Source organism: Nocardia vulneris, assembly GCF_001613425.1.
GTDB lineage: Bacteria > Actinomycetota > Actinomycetes > Mycobacteriales > Mycobacteriaceae > Nocardia > Nocardia vulneris.
The window spans coordinates 1-13,519 of the sequence record NZ_BDCI01000017.1 but is presented as its reverse complement, the minus strand read 5'-3'; the positions used below and the strand labels follow the sequence as shown (position 1 = coordinate 13,519).

Below are 13,519 nucleotides of genomic sequence, written 5' to 3'. Positions count from 1 at the left end.
CTATCCGGGGAATTGGTAACGGCCGCAACATGATTCGAGCGCTTCGGCGACGCCGGTGCTCAGCGCAGCGCGAGCGCCAAGAAGAAGTCGACGCGGTCTTCCAGGCGGGAAAGATCACGCCCGGTGAGTTCTTCGATGCGCTGGATGCGGTAGCGCAGGGTGTTCACGTGTACGTGCAGGAGGTCGGCGCATTTGGTCCACGAGCCCGACACCTCGAGGAACGTCTCCAGTGTGTGCACGAGATCGGCGCGATTGTCCTGGTCGTAGGTGGTGAGCGGATCGAGCAGGCGCAGCCGGAACATGCGGCGGACCTCGTCGGGGACCGAGGCGAGCAACAGCATGTGTGTGGCCAGTTCGTCATGGCCCACGACGCTGGCCGGTTGCAGGCGACCCGCCGCCATCCGGCGCGCGTAGCGCGCCTCCTCCACCGCACCGCGCAGGCCCTCGCCGTCGACCACTCCGCTGACGCCGATGGATAGTCGGCTGCCACCCAGGCCCGGCTCCAAAGCCGTTACCGCGCGGTTGATCTCGTCGATGACCGGATTATCCGGCCCGGCGGGGATGAGCGCGATCGCCTCGCCGTCCACCACGCCCGCGGCAGGCCTTCTGCCGTAAAGTATTTCGCGCAACAAGACGCGTAATTCCCCGGGCCGCAAAGTGTCGTCGGCGGCCGCGGCGACGGCGATATAGGTCTCCGCCGGTCCGAGTCCGGTGAGTTCGAGGCGGGAGATGATCTCCGCGGGCTTGGCGTCGGAGACGATCAGCTCGATCAGTTCCTGGGCGAGCCGTCCCTCGGCGCTCTGGCGGTCGTCCTGGCGGGCGCGTTCGAGCGAGACGACCGCGGCCAGCTCGCCGGCCAGCGCGCGCCGCTCCTCGGGCCACTCGGTGTAGTCGCCCTCGAACACGAGGAACCAGTCGGCCGCTCGCGACGTGCGGTGCTCGTCGACCGCGAACAGGGAGAACCGGCCGGTCTCCGGCCGGAACGCCAACGGCAGGCGGCGGGCGCTGAGGAATGCGGTGGTCACCTCGGACGGTGGCGGGGTCGCGGGCCCGGCCACCGCCCGGCCGGTCGAGGAGATCACCCAGCAGCGCATGCCGAGATCGCGTTCGATCAGCTCGAGCACCGAGCCGAGCCCGGCGCCCGAAACGAGCTGGCGGTGCCGGTCCAGGATCGCGGTCAGGTCCGCGGCGCGCCCGGTCGACAGATTGCGCGTGATCTGCTCGGTGACCTGGGCGAACGCAATGTTCTCCGGGACCCGGAACAGCGGGATCCGATGCTTGCGACAGGCCTCGACCACGTCCGGGGGCGCACCGCCGTAGCGGGCATCGCCCGCGGCCAGCCCGGCCACGCCCGCCTGGGCCAGTGCGCGGACGAACACCTCGCTGTCGGCCGGATCGTGGCGCCACTGCATGCCGGTGAGGACGAGTTCCCCGCCGGACAGGTAGCGACCGGGATCGAGCATGTCGGTGGTCACCACCCAGCGGACGAACCGGTCCAGCTCGTCCTCGCCGGTGACGAGCTCGAGCCCGAGGTCCGCCATGGTCAGCAGGGATCGGAGGCGCACGGTGCGAAGGCTAACAGTCAACCCCCTGGTGAATGCCCTTGGACATTCACACAAAGACTTCGGTGTGAACTGGCGCACAGTTCAGATTTCTCGTTTCTGGCTGCGGCGTTCCCCGGCGGGTGTACTTGCGGAACAGATTGGCAACCCCCTACAGGAGGTCAGATGGCAGGCGACATCGGATGGCTCAACTCGTTGCCACCGGACCGGGTCGAACAGGAACTGCTGACCTGCTGTGCGTCCCGGCAGTGGGCGCAGAAGGTCGCGGCGGCCCGGCCCTACGCCGACACCGCGAGCCTCGTCGCCGCGGCTGTCACCACGGTGTGCGAGCTGAGTTGGCCGGATGTCGAGGAGGCGCTCGCGGCGCATCCGCGCATCGGTGACCGCGCCAAGGCCGAGCTGTCCGAGCGGGAGGCGAGCTGGTCGCGCGGGGAACAGTCCGGTGCCGCGACCGCCGACGCCGCCGTGCGGACCGAGCTCGCCGCCGGCAATCTCGCCTACGAAGAGCGCTTCGGTCACGTCTTCCTGATCCGTGCCACCGGCCGCACCGCCACCGAGATCCTCGCCGAATTGCGGCTGCGCCTGGACAATTCGGTGCTCGACGAGCGGATCAAGGTACAGAGCGAGCTCGCCGACATCACCCGGCTGCGGGTGCGAAAGCTGCTGGGGGAGCAGTGAGTCTGTCCACGCACGTGCTCAACGCGGTCACCGGCCGCCCTGCCGCGGGGATGCTGGTCCGGCTCTCGGACGCGCACGGCACGGTACTCGCCGAACGGCGTACCGACGACGACGGCCGCGTCAAAGACCTGCCCGCGCCCGGAACCGGCACGCACCGGCTGACTTTCGAGACGGGCGAGATCAGCCCGTTCTATCCCACGGTCGCGATCGATTTCACCGTCGCCGACCCGGCAGCGCACTACCACGTACCGCTGCTGCTCAGTCCGTATTCCTACTCCACTTATCGAGGTAGCTGAAACAATGTCGATCAAGCTCGGACCGAACCGATACGGCAAGGCGGAGACCCACGTCGTCGGCGTGACGAAAAACGGTGGCGTGCACGAGATCCGCGATCTCAATGTCGGTGTGGCGCTCTCCGGCGACATGGACGAGGTACACCTCACCGGCGACAACGGCGCGGTCCTGCCGACGGACACCCAGAAGAACACGGTCTTCGCCTTCGCCAAGGAGCACGGCATCACCTCGCCCGAGGCGTTCGGTGTCCTGCTGGCACAGCATTTCGTCGGCTCGCAGCCGACCATCCACCACGCGCGGGTCAGCGTCGAGGAATACGCCTGGGAGCGGATCGTGCTGAACCCCGGCGACGATCAGCACTCGTTCGTCCGCTCCGGTCAGGAGACCCGCATCGCGCGGGTGCACCACGACGGCGAAAAGACCTGGGTGGTAGCGGGTTTGCAGGGCCTGGTGGTGCTCAACTCCACCGGTTCGGAGTTCCACGGCTATATCAAGGACAAGTACACGACGCTGCAGGAAGCCTACGACCGCATCCTGGCCACCGAGGTCAACGCGGAGTGGCGCTTCATCGCCGAGCCGGGCGACTGGGACAAGGCATACCGCGCGGCGCGCGGCGCCCTGTTGGAGGCGTTCGCCGAGACCTACAGCTACTCGTTGCAGCAGACGCTGTACGCGATGGGTGAGCGGGTACTCGCCGCCTGCCCGGAGATCGGCGAGGTGCGGCTGTCGCTGCCGAACAAACATCACTTCGTGGTCGACCTGTCCGCGTTCGGCCTGACCAACGACAACGAGGTGTTCTACGCCGCCGACCGCCCGTACGGCCTGATCGAGGGCACGGTCCTGCGCGAGGACGCGCCGGCCGCAGGCCCGGCGTGGGAGTGACGATGGATTTCTTGCGACCGAGCAGCTGGGCGGATGCCCTGGCCATCAAGGCCGATCGACCGGATGCGGTGCCCATTCAGGGCGGCACCGACATGATGGTCGAACTCAATTTCGACAAGGGCAGGCCGGACGCCCTGCTGGATCTCAACCCGTGCCGGGAACTGTTCGACCACAAGGAGATCGACGGCAGGATCCGGATCGGTTCCGGTGTGCCGTACGTCAAGATCATCAACCGGCTCGGCAAGCAGTTGCCCGGCCTGGCGCAGGCCTCGCGCACCGTCGGTTCGCCGCAGATCCGCAATCGCGGCACGGTCGGCGGCAATCTGGGCGGGGCGTCCCCGGCCGGTGACGCCCATCCCGCGCTGCTCGCCGGGGACGCGGTCGTCGAGGTCGAGTCCGCGGCGCGCGGCACCCGGATGATCCCGATCGACGATTTCTACCTCTGGGTGCGCAAGACCGCGCTCGAACCGGACGAGCTGATCCGGGCGATCTGGTTGCCACCCGCCGAAGGGCCGCAATACTTTTCGAAGGTCGGCACGCGCAACGCGATGGTGATCGCGGTGTGCTCGTTCGCGATCGCGCTGTACCCCGGCAGCGGGACGGTCCGCACCGGCATCGGATCGTCCGGTCCGACACCGCTGCGCGCCGGGTCGGCCGAGGAATTCCTGGCGACCCAGTTGCCGTGGCAGCAGGCGACGCCGCTGAGCGACAGCGTGCTACGCGAATTCGGCGCGCTCGTCGCTGCCGCCGCGAAGCCGATCGACGACGTCCGCGGCACCGCGGACTACCGCAAACACGCCCTCTCGGTGCTGGCCCGCCGCACCCTGGGCTGGGCCTGGACGGACTATCTGACAGAAAGGAAGGCGGCCTGATGCGCGTGAGGTTCGATGTGAACGGCTCGCAGGAGACCGTGGACGACGTGTGGGAGGGCGAGAGCCTGCTCTACATGCTGCGCGAGCGGATGGGCCTGCCCGGCTCCAAGAATGCCTGTGAACAAGGCGAATGCGGTTCGTGCACGGTCTATTTGGACGGCACGCCGGTCTGCTCCTGCCTGGTGGCGGCCGGCCAGGCCGAAGGCCGCTCGGTGCGCACCGTGGAGGGGCTGGCCGAGGGGGCGAAGCTGGATCCGATGCAGCAGGCGTTCGTCGAGGCGGGCGCGGTGCAATGCGGTTTCTGCACACCGGGTCTCATCGTGCAGGCGCACGACCTGATCGAGCACAACCCGGACCCGTCCGATGTCGAGATCCGCGAGGCCCTGGCCGGAAACCTGTGCCGCTGCACCGGTTACGAGAAGATCCTGGACGCCGTGCGGCTCGCGGCGCAGCGGAAAGCGGCGGCCCGATGAAGACCATCATCGAAAACGCCTACATCGCACCGGTGGTCGGCCCGGAGATCCCGTCCGGCTACCTGGTGATCGCCGACGGCCGGATCGAAGCGCTCGGCGCCGGTCCCGCGCCGGTGGTGCCGGACGCACAGCGGGTCGACGGCACCGGTTGCCTGGTCACCCCCGGCCTGGTCAACACCCACCATCACCTCTACCAGTGGGCGACCCAGGGGCTGTACCAGGACGCCACGCTGTTCGAATGGCTCACCGGGCTCTACCGCACCTGGGCGGGCATGGACGCGGAGGTGGTCTACGGCGCGGCCGCGGCGGGGCTGGGCTGGCTCGCCCTGACCGGCTGCACCACCAGCAGCGACCACCACTACGTGTTCCCCAAGGGACGCGGTGACCTGTTCGACGCCGAGGTCCGCGCGGCACACGAGATCGGTCTGCGGTTCCATCCGTGCCGCGGCTCGATGGACCGGGGCCAGTCCGCGGGCGGCCTGCCGCCGGACGAGGTGGTGGAGGATCGCGACGAGATCCTGCTGAACACCGCGGAAACCATTGACAAGTACCACGATCCGTCGTTCGACTCGATGCTGCGGGTAGCAGTCGCGCCGTGCTCGCCGTTCTCGGTGAGCGAGGGCCTGATGACCGACGCCGCCCTGCTGGCCCGCACCAAGGGCGTGCGGCTGCACACCCACCTCGCCGAGACACTGGACGAGGAAGTGCACTGCCGCGAGCAGATGGGTTGCACGCCGGTGGAATACATGGACAAGCTCGGCTGGCTCGGTGATGACGTCTGGTTCGCGCACGCGGTGCACCTGCACGACGCGGATATCCGGCGCTTCGCCGAGACCGGTACCGGATCGGCGCACTGCCCCAGCTCCAATGCCCGGCTCGGCGCCGGAATCGCCCGCGTCTCCGAGCTTTTGCGCGCCGGCGCGACCGTCGGTCTAGGCGTGGACGGGGCGGCCTCCAGCGAACTGACCTCGATGGCGGGAGAGTTGCGCCAGGCCATGCTGTTCCAGCGCGCCGTGCACGGTCCCACCGCGCTCACCGCGCGCCAGGCCTTGGAGATCGGCACCCTGGGTGGTGCCCGCAATCTCGGGCGGCAGCAGGAGATCGGCAGCCTCGAGGTCGGCAAGCTCGCCGATATCGCGATGTGGCGAGTGGACGGCTTCCGCGCCGCGGTCACAGATCCCGTCTGCACCCTGGTGTTCGGCCCGATACCGCCGCTGGCGCGGTTGTTCGTCGGCGGCCGGACCGTCGTGGCCGACGACGAACTGCGCACCGTGTCGCACGACGCGGTCGGCCGGGCCGGTGCCGCCGCGCGCAAGCGGCTGTTGGAACGGGAGGAAGCACGATGACCGCGGTACGGAGCACTCGCTTCCCGGGTGAGGTCGCCGCACCCGGTAAGGGCGGTATCGGCGAGAGCCCGCTGCGGCCCGACGGCACGCTGAAGGTCAAGGGCGAGTTCGCCTATGCCTCGGACATGTGGATGGACGGCATGCTGTGGGGCGCCACGCTGCGCAGTCCGCACCCGCGGGCCCGCATCCTCGGCATGGACATCAGCGCGGCGCTCGCGTTGCCGGGCGTGCACGCGGTGCTCACCCACGAGGATGTGCCCGGCCGCAAGTGTTACGGCCTCGACATGACCTGGGACCAACCGGTTCTCGCCTTCGACGAGGTGCGCCACCACGGTGAGCCGATCGCGCTGGTCGCCGCGGATCATCCCGAGATCGCCCGGCGCGCAGTCGAAGTGATCGCCATCGAATGGGAGGTGCTGACCCCCATCATCGATCCGCTCGCGGTGGTCGCCGACCCGGAGGCCAACAAGGTGCAGGAGCGGGGCGGTATCGCCCGGCATCAGCCGGTCCGGGTCGGCGATATCGCGGTCGGGCGCGCCATGTCCGATGTCGTGGTGACCGGCGAATACGAGGTCGGCATCCAGGATCAGGCGTTCCTCGGCCCGGAGGCCGGGCTGGTCGCGCCGGGCGAGGACGGCGGGCTCGACTTCTACGTCGCCACCCAGTGGATGCACAACGATCTCGACCAGATCGGTCCCTGTCTCGACCTGTCCCCGGACCAGATCCGGATGACCATGGCCGGCGTCGGCGGCGCGTTCGGTGGGCGCGAGGACATTTCGATGCAGATCCACGCGGGCATGCTCGCGCTCTACACCGGCAAGCCGATCAAGATGGTGTACAACCGCGAGGAGTCGTTCTTCGGGCACGTGCACCGGCATCCGGCGCAGCTGAGCTACGAGTACGGCGCCACCCGCGCGGGCAAGATCGTCTTCGCCGAGGTGCGCATCGTGCTCGACGGCGGCGCCTACACCTCCGCCACGCTCAATGTCACCGGCAACGCGTCCTCACTGGCGTTGGGCCCCTACGAGGTTCCGCACATCAAGATCGACGCCTACGGCGTGTACACCAATAACCCGCCGTGCGGTGCGATGCGCGGATTCGGTGCGGTGCAAGCCTGTTTCGCGCACGAGTCGATGATGGACAAGCTGGCGCAGGCGCTCGATCTCGACCCGGTGTACGTCCGTCAGGTGAACGCGGTATCGCAGGGCTCCAAGCTGGCGACCGGTCAGGTGGTGCACGCGCCCATGCCGATGGCCGAGATGCTCGGGCAGTTGCGCGACATGCCGCTGCCCGCGCCGCTGGACGCGGCCGACATCCGGAACCTGCCCGGCGGCGCTTCGCAGACGACGCACGGTGAAGGCGTGGTGCGCGGCGTCGGCTACGGCGTCGGCATCAAGAACATCTGCTTCTCCGAGGGTTTCGACGACTACTCCACCGCGCGGGTGCGCCTCGAGGTGATCGGCGGCGAACCCGTCGCGCTGGTGCACACCGCCGCCGCCGAAGTGGGACAGGGACTGGTCACGGTCGAAGCGCAGATCGCGCGGACCGAACTCGGCATCGAGAGGGTGACCATTCACCCCGCCGACAACCAGATCGACAGCGCGGGTTCCTCGTCGGCCTCCCGGCAGACCTACATGACCGGTGGCGCGGTGAAGGCCGCGTGTGAAGCGGTGCGCATGCGTGTACTCGCCCTGGCCCAGGGACGTTTCGGCGCCACCCGCGGCCTGCGGCTGGTCGGCGGCAAGGTGGTGTCGGGCACCGGTGAGGTGTTCGCCGCGATCGTCGATCTGCTCGGCGACGAAATCATCGAGGAGACCAGGAAATACCACCACAAGCCGACCACCGGCATGGATCCGGTCACCGGTCAGGGGGACAGCCACACCCAGCTGGCCCTGTGCGTACACCGCGCGGTGGTGGATGTCGACACCGAACTCGGTCTGGTCAAAGTGGTTGCGCTGGACGCGGTTCAGGACGTCGGCAAGATCATGAACCGGCTCTCGCTGGAGGGCCAGATCCACGGCGGCTCCGCGCAGGGCCTGGGCCTCGCGGTCATGGAGGAGATCCAGGTCCGCGACGGCAAGGTACTCAACCCCTCGTTCACCGACTATCTGATTCCCACGATTCTCGACTCGCCGCCACAGCGGCTCGAGATTCTCGAAAACGCCGACCCGCACGCCCCATACGGGCTGCGCGGCGCCGGAGAGCCACCCACGCTCTCCTCGACTCCCGCGATCGTCGCCGCCATACGGGACGCGTGCCGCTCGGCGGGGGGAACCGTGCACATCAACCGAGTGCCGGTGCGTCCGGAAGACATCATCCGGAGCAGTTGATCAACAGGGGCGGTGCTCGTCCGCGCCGGTCACGGAGACCCGTTGCCGGCGTGGACAACACAGCACAGGTCCCACAACAGCAAACCGAACCACGCGATCCGGCGATGCAGCCGGATCGTAGGTCGGCCATGCCCCGAGGAGGGCACGCCATGACCCAAGTACAGACCCACTCCTCCGTACCGGAGCCGGCCACCGGAAGGTCCGCGCTCGACCGCTACTTCCGGTTGAGTGACCGCAAGACCTCGGTATCGCGCGAGATCCGGGGCGGTATCACCACTTTCGTCGCGATGGCCTACGTTATCCTGCTCGTCCCGCTGATCATCGGCGGGGTCCAGGACGTCGACGGCAACACCCTCAGCATCGCGCAACTCACCACCGCCACCGCGTTTTCCGCGGGCCTGAGCACCATTCTGATGGGCCTGGTCGGCAACGTACCGCTGGCGCTGGCCGCGGGGCTGGGTGTGGTGCCGGTAGTCGCCTTCCAAGCGGCGCCGCACATGACCTGGCCGCAAGCCATGGGCCTGGTGGTGCTGATGGGCGTGATCATCGTGATCCTGGCCGCCACCGGGTTGCGCACAATGATCATCAACGCCATCCCGCTCGCCCTCAAGAACGCCATCGGCGTCGGGATCGGCATGTTCATCGCGATGATCGGGCTGGTGTCGGCCGGGGTGGTCGGGCACGGCGCGCAGACCGGTCCGCCGGTGACCCTCGGCGCGGGCGGGCACCTTTCCGGTTGGCCCGTAGTGATTTTCGCGGTCGGGCTGCTGCTCATGCTGGCGCTGTTCATCCGTAAGGTGCCCGGCGCCATCCTGATCAGCATCGCGATCGCCACGGTGCTGGCCATCGTGGTGAATTCGCTGGCGAAAATCGATCCCAAAACCTGGGGCCCGGTCGTGCCGGAGACGCCCGAGGGGCTGTTCGCCGCGCCGGACTTCGGTCTGCTGTTCGACATCGATCTGGTCGGCGGGTTCGCCAAGGCCGGTGGTCTGGTCGCCGGCGTCGTGCTGTTCACACTTGTGCTCACCGGCTTCTTCGACGCCATGGGCACCGTGTTCGGCGTCTGCGACGAGGCGGGTCTGCTCGACGAGAAGGGCACCATGCCCGGCCTCGGCAAGGTGCTGACCGTCGACGGCGTCGGCCAGATCATCGGCGGTCTCAGTGGCGGGGCGGGTAACACCGTCTACGTCGAGTCCGCGACGGGCGTCGGTGAGGGCGCTCGTACCGGCTTGACCAGCGTGGTGACCGGCGGATTGTTCTGCCTGGCGGTCTTTTTCACGCCGTTGGCCGCGGTGGTGCCGATCCAGGCGGCCGCCCCGGCGCTGGTGCTGGTCGGCGCGCTGATGATGACCCAGGCCCGCAAGATCGACTGGTCCGACCTGGAAGTCGCGGTCCCCGCCTTCCTGACCATCGTGCTGATGCCGTTCACCTACTCGATCACCAACGGGGTCGGCGCGGGCGTCATCGCCTACGTGGTGATCAAGGCGGCGCGCGGGAAGTTCCGCGAAATCCATTGGCTCATCTGGGTGGTGGGCGTGGTGTTCGCCGCCTACTTCGGCATCTCGGCCATCGAACTACTGCTCGGCGGATAGAACGGCAACAACCATGCGTGACCTCGCGACAGAACTCCTGCACTGGCACACGGCGGGCAAGTCCTACGCCGTCGCCACCGTCATCGGCGTCAGCGGCAGCGCGCCGCGACCGCCCGGCGCCGCCCTCGCGGTGGACGCCGAAGGCGTTGTCCTCGGCAGCATTTCCGGTGGCTGCGTCGAGGGTGCGGTGTACGAGCTCTGTCGCGAGGCCCTGCGCACCGGGCAGCCGGTGCGCGAAAGCTTCGGCTACAGCGACGACGACGCCTTCGCCGTCGGGCTCACCTGCGGCGGCACCATCGAGGTGTTCGTCCAGCCGATCACCCCGGCGGACTTCGGCACCATCGAGGCGCTGCTGCGCTCGGTCGAGCCGGTGGCCCTGGTTCGTGACCTGAACTCCGGCGCGACCATGGCTTTGGGTCCGTGGTGGACGCTGGGTGCCACCTTCGACCCGGTGGTCGCGGCGGAGGCGAGGGCGATGCTCGACGCGGGCAGCACCGGCCTGCGGGTGATCGGTTGCGGTGACCGGGAAGCCACCGTGTTCGTGGAGTCGTATGTGCCGCCGCCCCGGATGATCGTCTTCGGTGCCATAGATTTCGCCGCGGCGCTCACCCGGATCGGTCGCTTCCTGGGCTATCGGGTGACCGTCTGCGACGCCCGTCCGGTGTTCGCCACCAAGGCGCGCTTTCCGGACGCGCACGAGGTCGTGGTGGACTGGCCTGACCGGTATCTGCGGCACACCACGGTCGACGCGCGCACCGTGCTGTGTGTACTGACCCATGATGCGAAGTTCGATATTCCGCTGCTGGAGTTGGCATTACGGCTGCCGGTCGCCTATGTCGGCGCGATGGGATCACGGCGCACGCACGAGGATCGGATGGCGAGTCTGCGGGCCGCCGGCCTGTCGGAAACCGAACTGTCCGCGCTGCATTCACCGATCGGCCTCGATCTCGGCGGGCGCACCGCGGAGGAGACCGCGGTGTCCATCGCCGCGGAGATCGTCGCGGTCCGCCGGGGCGGATCGGCCCAGCCGTTGCGCGCGAGCGGCGGACCCATACACCGGGACCTGATTCCCACCTGGTGACCGCGCGACGCCGCGATACTTTCGGCGCTGGAGCTTCCTACAAATTCTGCTTCGGAATTATCGGCCGATTTCGGGTTGATCTCGGCTATCCGAAAAATAGGCAATGACCGCATACTTGGTGAAATTCTAGACAAAGGACCCGAACATGCCGTTGATTTTTCTGAACGGTTCCGCCATGCGCGGAGGGCCGCTCAATCATCTGCTGCACGGAGCGCCGTTCGCCGGCGAGGCGAAAACCGCGCCGCGCTACCGGTTCTTCTCGGTGGGCGACCGGTTCCCCGGCCTGGACCCGGCGGCCGACGGCGGCCACTCGATCAGCGGCGAGCTGTTCGACGTGCCCATGGACGTGCTGCGGGAACACCTGCTGCCCGCAGAGCCGCCCGAACTGGAGCTCGGCGCGATCGAGCTCGACGACGGGCGCTCGGTGCTGTCCATGGTGCTGCGCAAACCGCCGACGTCCTACCCGGAGCTGATCGACATCACCCGTGTCGGCAGTTGGCAGAAATATCGCGAAGGAGCTGAGTGAAGCATTACCCAGGGGAGTCCGGTCTCCCGAAATTCGACGTCAACTGCTCTATTCTTTTCACTGATCTGCCGCTGCTGGAACGGCCCGCCGCGGCCAAGGCCGCGGGATTCGACGCGGTCGAATTCTGGTGGCCCTTCGGCGAGAATCCGGTGCCGGGCGACAAAGAAATCGACGCGTTCGTGCGGGCGCTCGAGGACGCCGGCGTGGCGCTGGTCGGGTTGAACTTCATCGATCTGATTCCGGCGGGTCGGGGACTGGTGTCGGTGCCCGGCGAGGTCACCCGCTTCCGGGACAACATCGACGTGGCCGTGGGTCTCGCCGAGCGTACCGGGTGCCGCGCGCTGAACGCGTTGTACGGCAACCGGATCGCGGGCGAGGATCCGGCGCGACAGGACGAACTCGCGCTGGAGAATCTGCGCCTGGCCGCCCGCGCCGCCGCCCGGATCGATGCCGTCGTCTTGGTCGAGGCACTGAACGCGCATGAGTCGCCGCAGTATCCGATCGTCAGCGCCGCGCACGCCGTGCGCGTGATCGAGCAGACCGGCGAGCCGAATGTGCGCTTCCTCTGCGATCTTTACCACCTGGCGCGGATGGACGAGAACCTGCTCGAGGTGATCAAGACCTACGCACGCCACATCGGCCACGTGCAGATCGCCGACGATCCCGGCCGCGGCCGACCCGGCACCGGCGAACTCGACTTCGGCACCCTTTTCGACACCCTCGCCGCCGCAGGCTACGACGGCTGGATCGGCCTCGAATACAAAGACCCCGAGCTGGATTGGAAGTGGATCAACGCATGAGCAAGATCGGTTTTATCGGACTCGGGATCATGGGCAGCCCGATGGCGGGGCACCTCGTCGCGGCCGGTCACGAGGTCACCGGCTACGACATCGGTCCCAAGGGGCTGGAGAAGCTCAAAGAGGCAGGCGGTGCCACCGCGGCCAGCGTCGCGGAGGCGGTGCGCGACAAGGACATCGTGATCACGATGCTGCCGCAGGACGAGCAGATCGAAGAGGTGTTCGGCGATATCGTCGCGCACACCGAGCCGGGCACGCTGTATATCGACTTCTCCACGATCACCCCGAAGACGGCCAAATGGACAGCGGCCGAGGGCGAGAAGAACCGGCTGCGGGTGCTGGACGCGCCGGTGAGCGGCGGCGAGGCCGGCGCCGTCAACGCCGCCCTGTCCATCATGGTCGGCGGCACGCAGGCCGATTTCGACGCGGCGACACCGATTTTCCAGACGCTCGGCAAGACCTTCGCGCTGGTCGGCGGCAACGGCGCGGGTCAATGCGTCAAGGCGGCCAACCAGCTCGTGGTCGGCGGGACGTATGCCCTTGTCGCCGAGGCCATCTTGCTGATGGAGAATCTCGGCGCGGACGCGGCGAAGGGTCTGGACGTACTGGCGGGTGGCCTCGCGGGCAGCAAGATCCTCGAGCTCAAGCGCGAGACCATGCTGGCCCGCAACTTCGTCCCCGGCTTCCGGATCGACCTGCACCACAAGGACATGGGCATCATCCAGGCGGCCGCGCGCGAGGCCGAGGTCGCCATTCCGATGGGCGCGCTCACCGCGCAGTTGATCGCCGCGGCCAGGGCGATGGGCTATGGCTCGCTGGATCATTCCGGCCTGCTGCTGGTGGCCGAAGCACTGTCGGGCAAGGGCGAATGAACGCCGTGACGAGCGGGCGCGCCGTGCGGCACAACGAGGAGGTCTGACGATGGCTCGGATGCGTGCGGTGGATGCTGCGGTGTTGATTTTGGTGAAGGAGGGGGCTTCGCAGGCGTTTGGTTTGCCTGGGGCGGCGATCAATCCGTTTTATAGTGCGATGCGGGCGCATGGGGGGATGGGGCATGTGCTGGCGCGGCATGTGGAGGCGGCGTCG

General features: G+C 68.0%; 14 protein-coding genes. 13 read left to right on the top strand and 1 reads right to left on the bottom strand.

Annotated elements, in window-relative coordinates; translation table 11 throughout:
- Positions 1-59 precede the first annotated feature (59 nt).
- Complete coding sequence (locus tag NVU01S_RS17785; RefSeq protein WP_043670019.1) at positions 60-1,565, bottom strand: PucR family transcriptional regulator; 1,506 nt, start codon at positions 1,563-1,565, stop codon at positions 60-62.
- Positions 1,566-1,727: 162 nt separating this feature from the next.
- Here NVU01S_RS17785 and uraD point away from each other — a divergent pair, with 162 nt between their 5' ends.
- The 13 genes from uraD to NVU01S_RS42510 form a co-directional block, all read left to right on the top strand.
- The gene (uraD, locus tag NVU01S_RS17780; protein ID WP_043670015.1) at positions 1,728-2,240 is read left to right on the top strand and encodes a 2-oxo-4-hydroxy-4-carboxy-5-ureidoimidazoline decarboxylase; all 513 of its coding nucleotides are present in this window, start codon (positions 1,728-1,730) and stop codon (positions 2,238-2,240) included.
- Entirely contained in the window at positions 2,237-2,536 is a 300-nt protein-coding gene (gene uraH / locus NVU01S_RS17775; protein ID WP_043670012.1) for a hydroxyisourate hydrolase, read from the top strand. Before uraD ends, uraH begins: the two co-directional genes overlap by 4 nt.
- Positions 2,537-2,540: 4 nt before the next feature.
- Positions 2,541-3,416, top strand: coding sequence for a factor-independent urate hydroxylase (pucL, locus tag NVU01S_RS17770; protein WP_043670009.1), 876 nt, complete (start codon positions 2,541-2,543; stop codon positions 3,414-3,416).
- Between the two features lie 2 nt (positions 3,417-3,418).
- The gene (locus NVU01S_RS17765) at positions 3,419-4,288 is read left to right on the top strand and encodes an FAD binding domain-containing protein (protein ID WP_043670007.1); all 870 of its coding nucleotides are present in this window, start codon (positions 3,419-3,421) and stop codon (positions 4,286-4,288) included.
- Entirely contained in the window at positions 4,288-4,761 is a 474-nt protein-coding gene (locus tag NVU01S_RS17760; protein WP_043670004.1) for a (2Fe-2S)-binding protein, read from the top strand. The genes NVU01S_RS17765 and NVU01S_RS17760 overlap by 1 nt, the downstream gene beginning before the upstream one ends.
- On the top strand, positions 4,758-6,107 hold the full coding sequence (locus NVU01S_RS17755; RefSeq protein ID WP_175068902.1) for an 8-oxoguanine deaminase: 1,350 nt from the start codon (positions 4,758-4,760) through the stop codon (positions 6,105-6,107). Before NVU01S_RS17760 ends, NVU01S_RS17755 begins: the two co-directional genes overlap by 4 nt.
- Positions 6,104-8,437, top strand: a complete 2,334-nt coding sequence (locus NVU01S_RS17750) for a xanthine dehydrogenase family protein molybdopterin-binding subunit (protein ID WP_175068901.1) — start codon at positions 6,104-6,106, stop codon at positions 8,435-8,437. Before NVU01S_RS17755 ends, NVU01S_RS17750 begins: the two co-directional genes overlap by 4 nt.
- A 149-nt stretch (positions 8,438-8,586) precedes the next feature.
- Positions 8,587-10,029, top strand: a complete 1,443-nt coding sequence (locus NVU01S_RS17745; RefSeq protein ID WP_043670001.1) for an NCS2 family permease — start codon at positions 8,587-8,589, stop codon at positions 10,027-10,029.
- A 13-nt stretch (positions 10,030-10,042) separates the two neighbouring features.
- Positions 10,043-11,110 carry an XdhC family protein gene (locus NVU01S_RS17740; protein WP_043669999.1) on the top strand — a complete coding sequence of 356 codons (1,068 nt, stop codon included), beginning with the start codon at positions 10,043-10,045 and terminating at the stop codon, positions 11,108-11,110.
- A 145-nt stretch (positions 11,111-11,255) separates the two neighbouring features.
- Positions 11,256-11,636: an allophanate hydrolase-related protein gene (locus tag NVU01S_RS17735; RefSeq protein ID WP_043669996.1), complete on the top strand. Its 381-nt coding sequence runs from the start codon at positions 11,256-11,258 to the stop codon at positions 11,634-11,636.
- The gene (locus NVU01S_RS17730) at positions 11,633-12,436 is read left to right on the top strand and encodes a hydroxypyruvate isomerase family protein (protein ID WP_043669993.1); all 804 of its coding nucleotides are present in this window, start codon (positions 11,633-11,635) and stop codon (positions 12,434-12,436) included. Before NVU01S_RS17735 ends, NVU01S_RS17730 begins: the two co-directional genes overlap by 4 nt.
- Positions 12,433-13,305 carry an NAD(P)-dependent oxidoreductase gene (locus NVU01S_RS17725; RefSeq protein WP_043669991.1) on the top strand — a complete coding sequence of 291 codons (873 nt, stop codon included), beginning with the start codon at positions 12,433-12,435 and terminating at the stop codon, positions 13,303-13,305. Before NVU01S_RS17730 ends, NVU01S_RS17725 begins: the two co-directional genes overlap by 4 nt.
- A 49-nt stretch (positions 13,306-13,354) precedes the next feature.
- On the top strand, positions 13,355-13,519 hold a 165-nt coding region (locus NVU01S_RS42510), incomplete at its 3' end, for a thiamine pyrophosphate-binding protein (protein ID WP_043669988.1).

Excerpts from the sequence above, each read along its gene's own strand:
- NVU01S_RS17765 (WP_043670007.1), top strand. The coding sequence starts at position 3,419 with ATGGATTTCTTGCGACCGAGCAGCTGGGCGGATGCCCTGGCCATCAAG.
- NVU01S_RS17750 (WP_175068901.1), top strand. The coding sequence starts at position 6,104 with ATGACCGCGGTACGGAGCACTCGCTTCCCGGGTGAGGTCGCCGCACCC.
- NVU01S_RS17755 (WP_175068902.1), top strand. The coding sequence starts at position 4,758 with ATGAAGACCATCATCGAAAACGCCTACATCGCACCGGTGGTCGGCCCG.
- NVU01S_RS17725 (WP_043669991.1), top strand. The coding sequence starts at position 12,433 with ATGAGCAAGATCGGTTTTATCGGACTCGGGATCATGGGCAGCCCGATG.
- NVU01S_RS17745 (WP_043670001.1), top strand. The coding sequence starts at position 8,587 with ATGACCCAAGTACAGACCCACTCCTCCGTACCGGAGCCGGCCACCGGA.
- pucL (WP_043670009.1), top strand. The coding sequence starts at position 2,541 with ATGTCGATCAAGCTCGGACCGAACCGATACGGCAAGGCGGAGACCCAC.
- uraD (WP_043670015.1), top strand. The coding sequence starts at position 1,728 with ATGGCAGGCGACATCGGATGGCTCAACTCGTTGCCACCGGACCGGGTC.
- NVU01S_RS17760 (WP_043670004.1), top strand. The coding sequence starts at position 4,288 with ATGCGCGTGAGGTTCGATGTGAACGGCTCGCAGGAGACCGTGGACGAC.
- NVU01S_RS17740 (WP_043669999.1), top strand. The coding sequence starts at position 10,043 with ATGCGTGACCTCGCGACAGAACTCCTGCACTGGCACACGGCGGGCAAG.
- NVU01S_RS17735 (WP_043669996.1), top strand. The coding sequence starts at position 11,256 with ATGCCGTTGATTTTTCTGAACGGTTCCGCCATGCGCGGAGGGCCGCTC.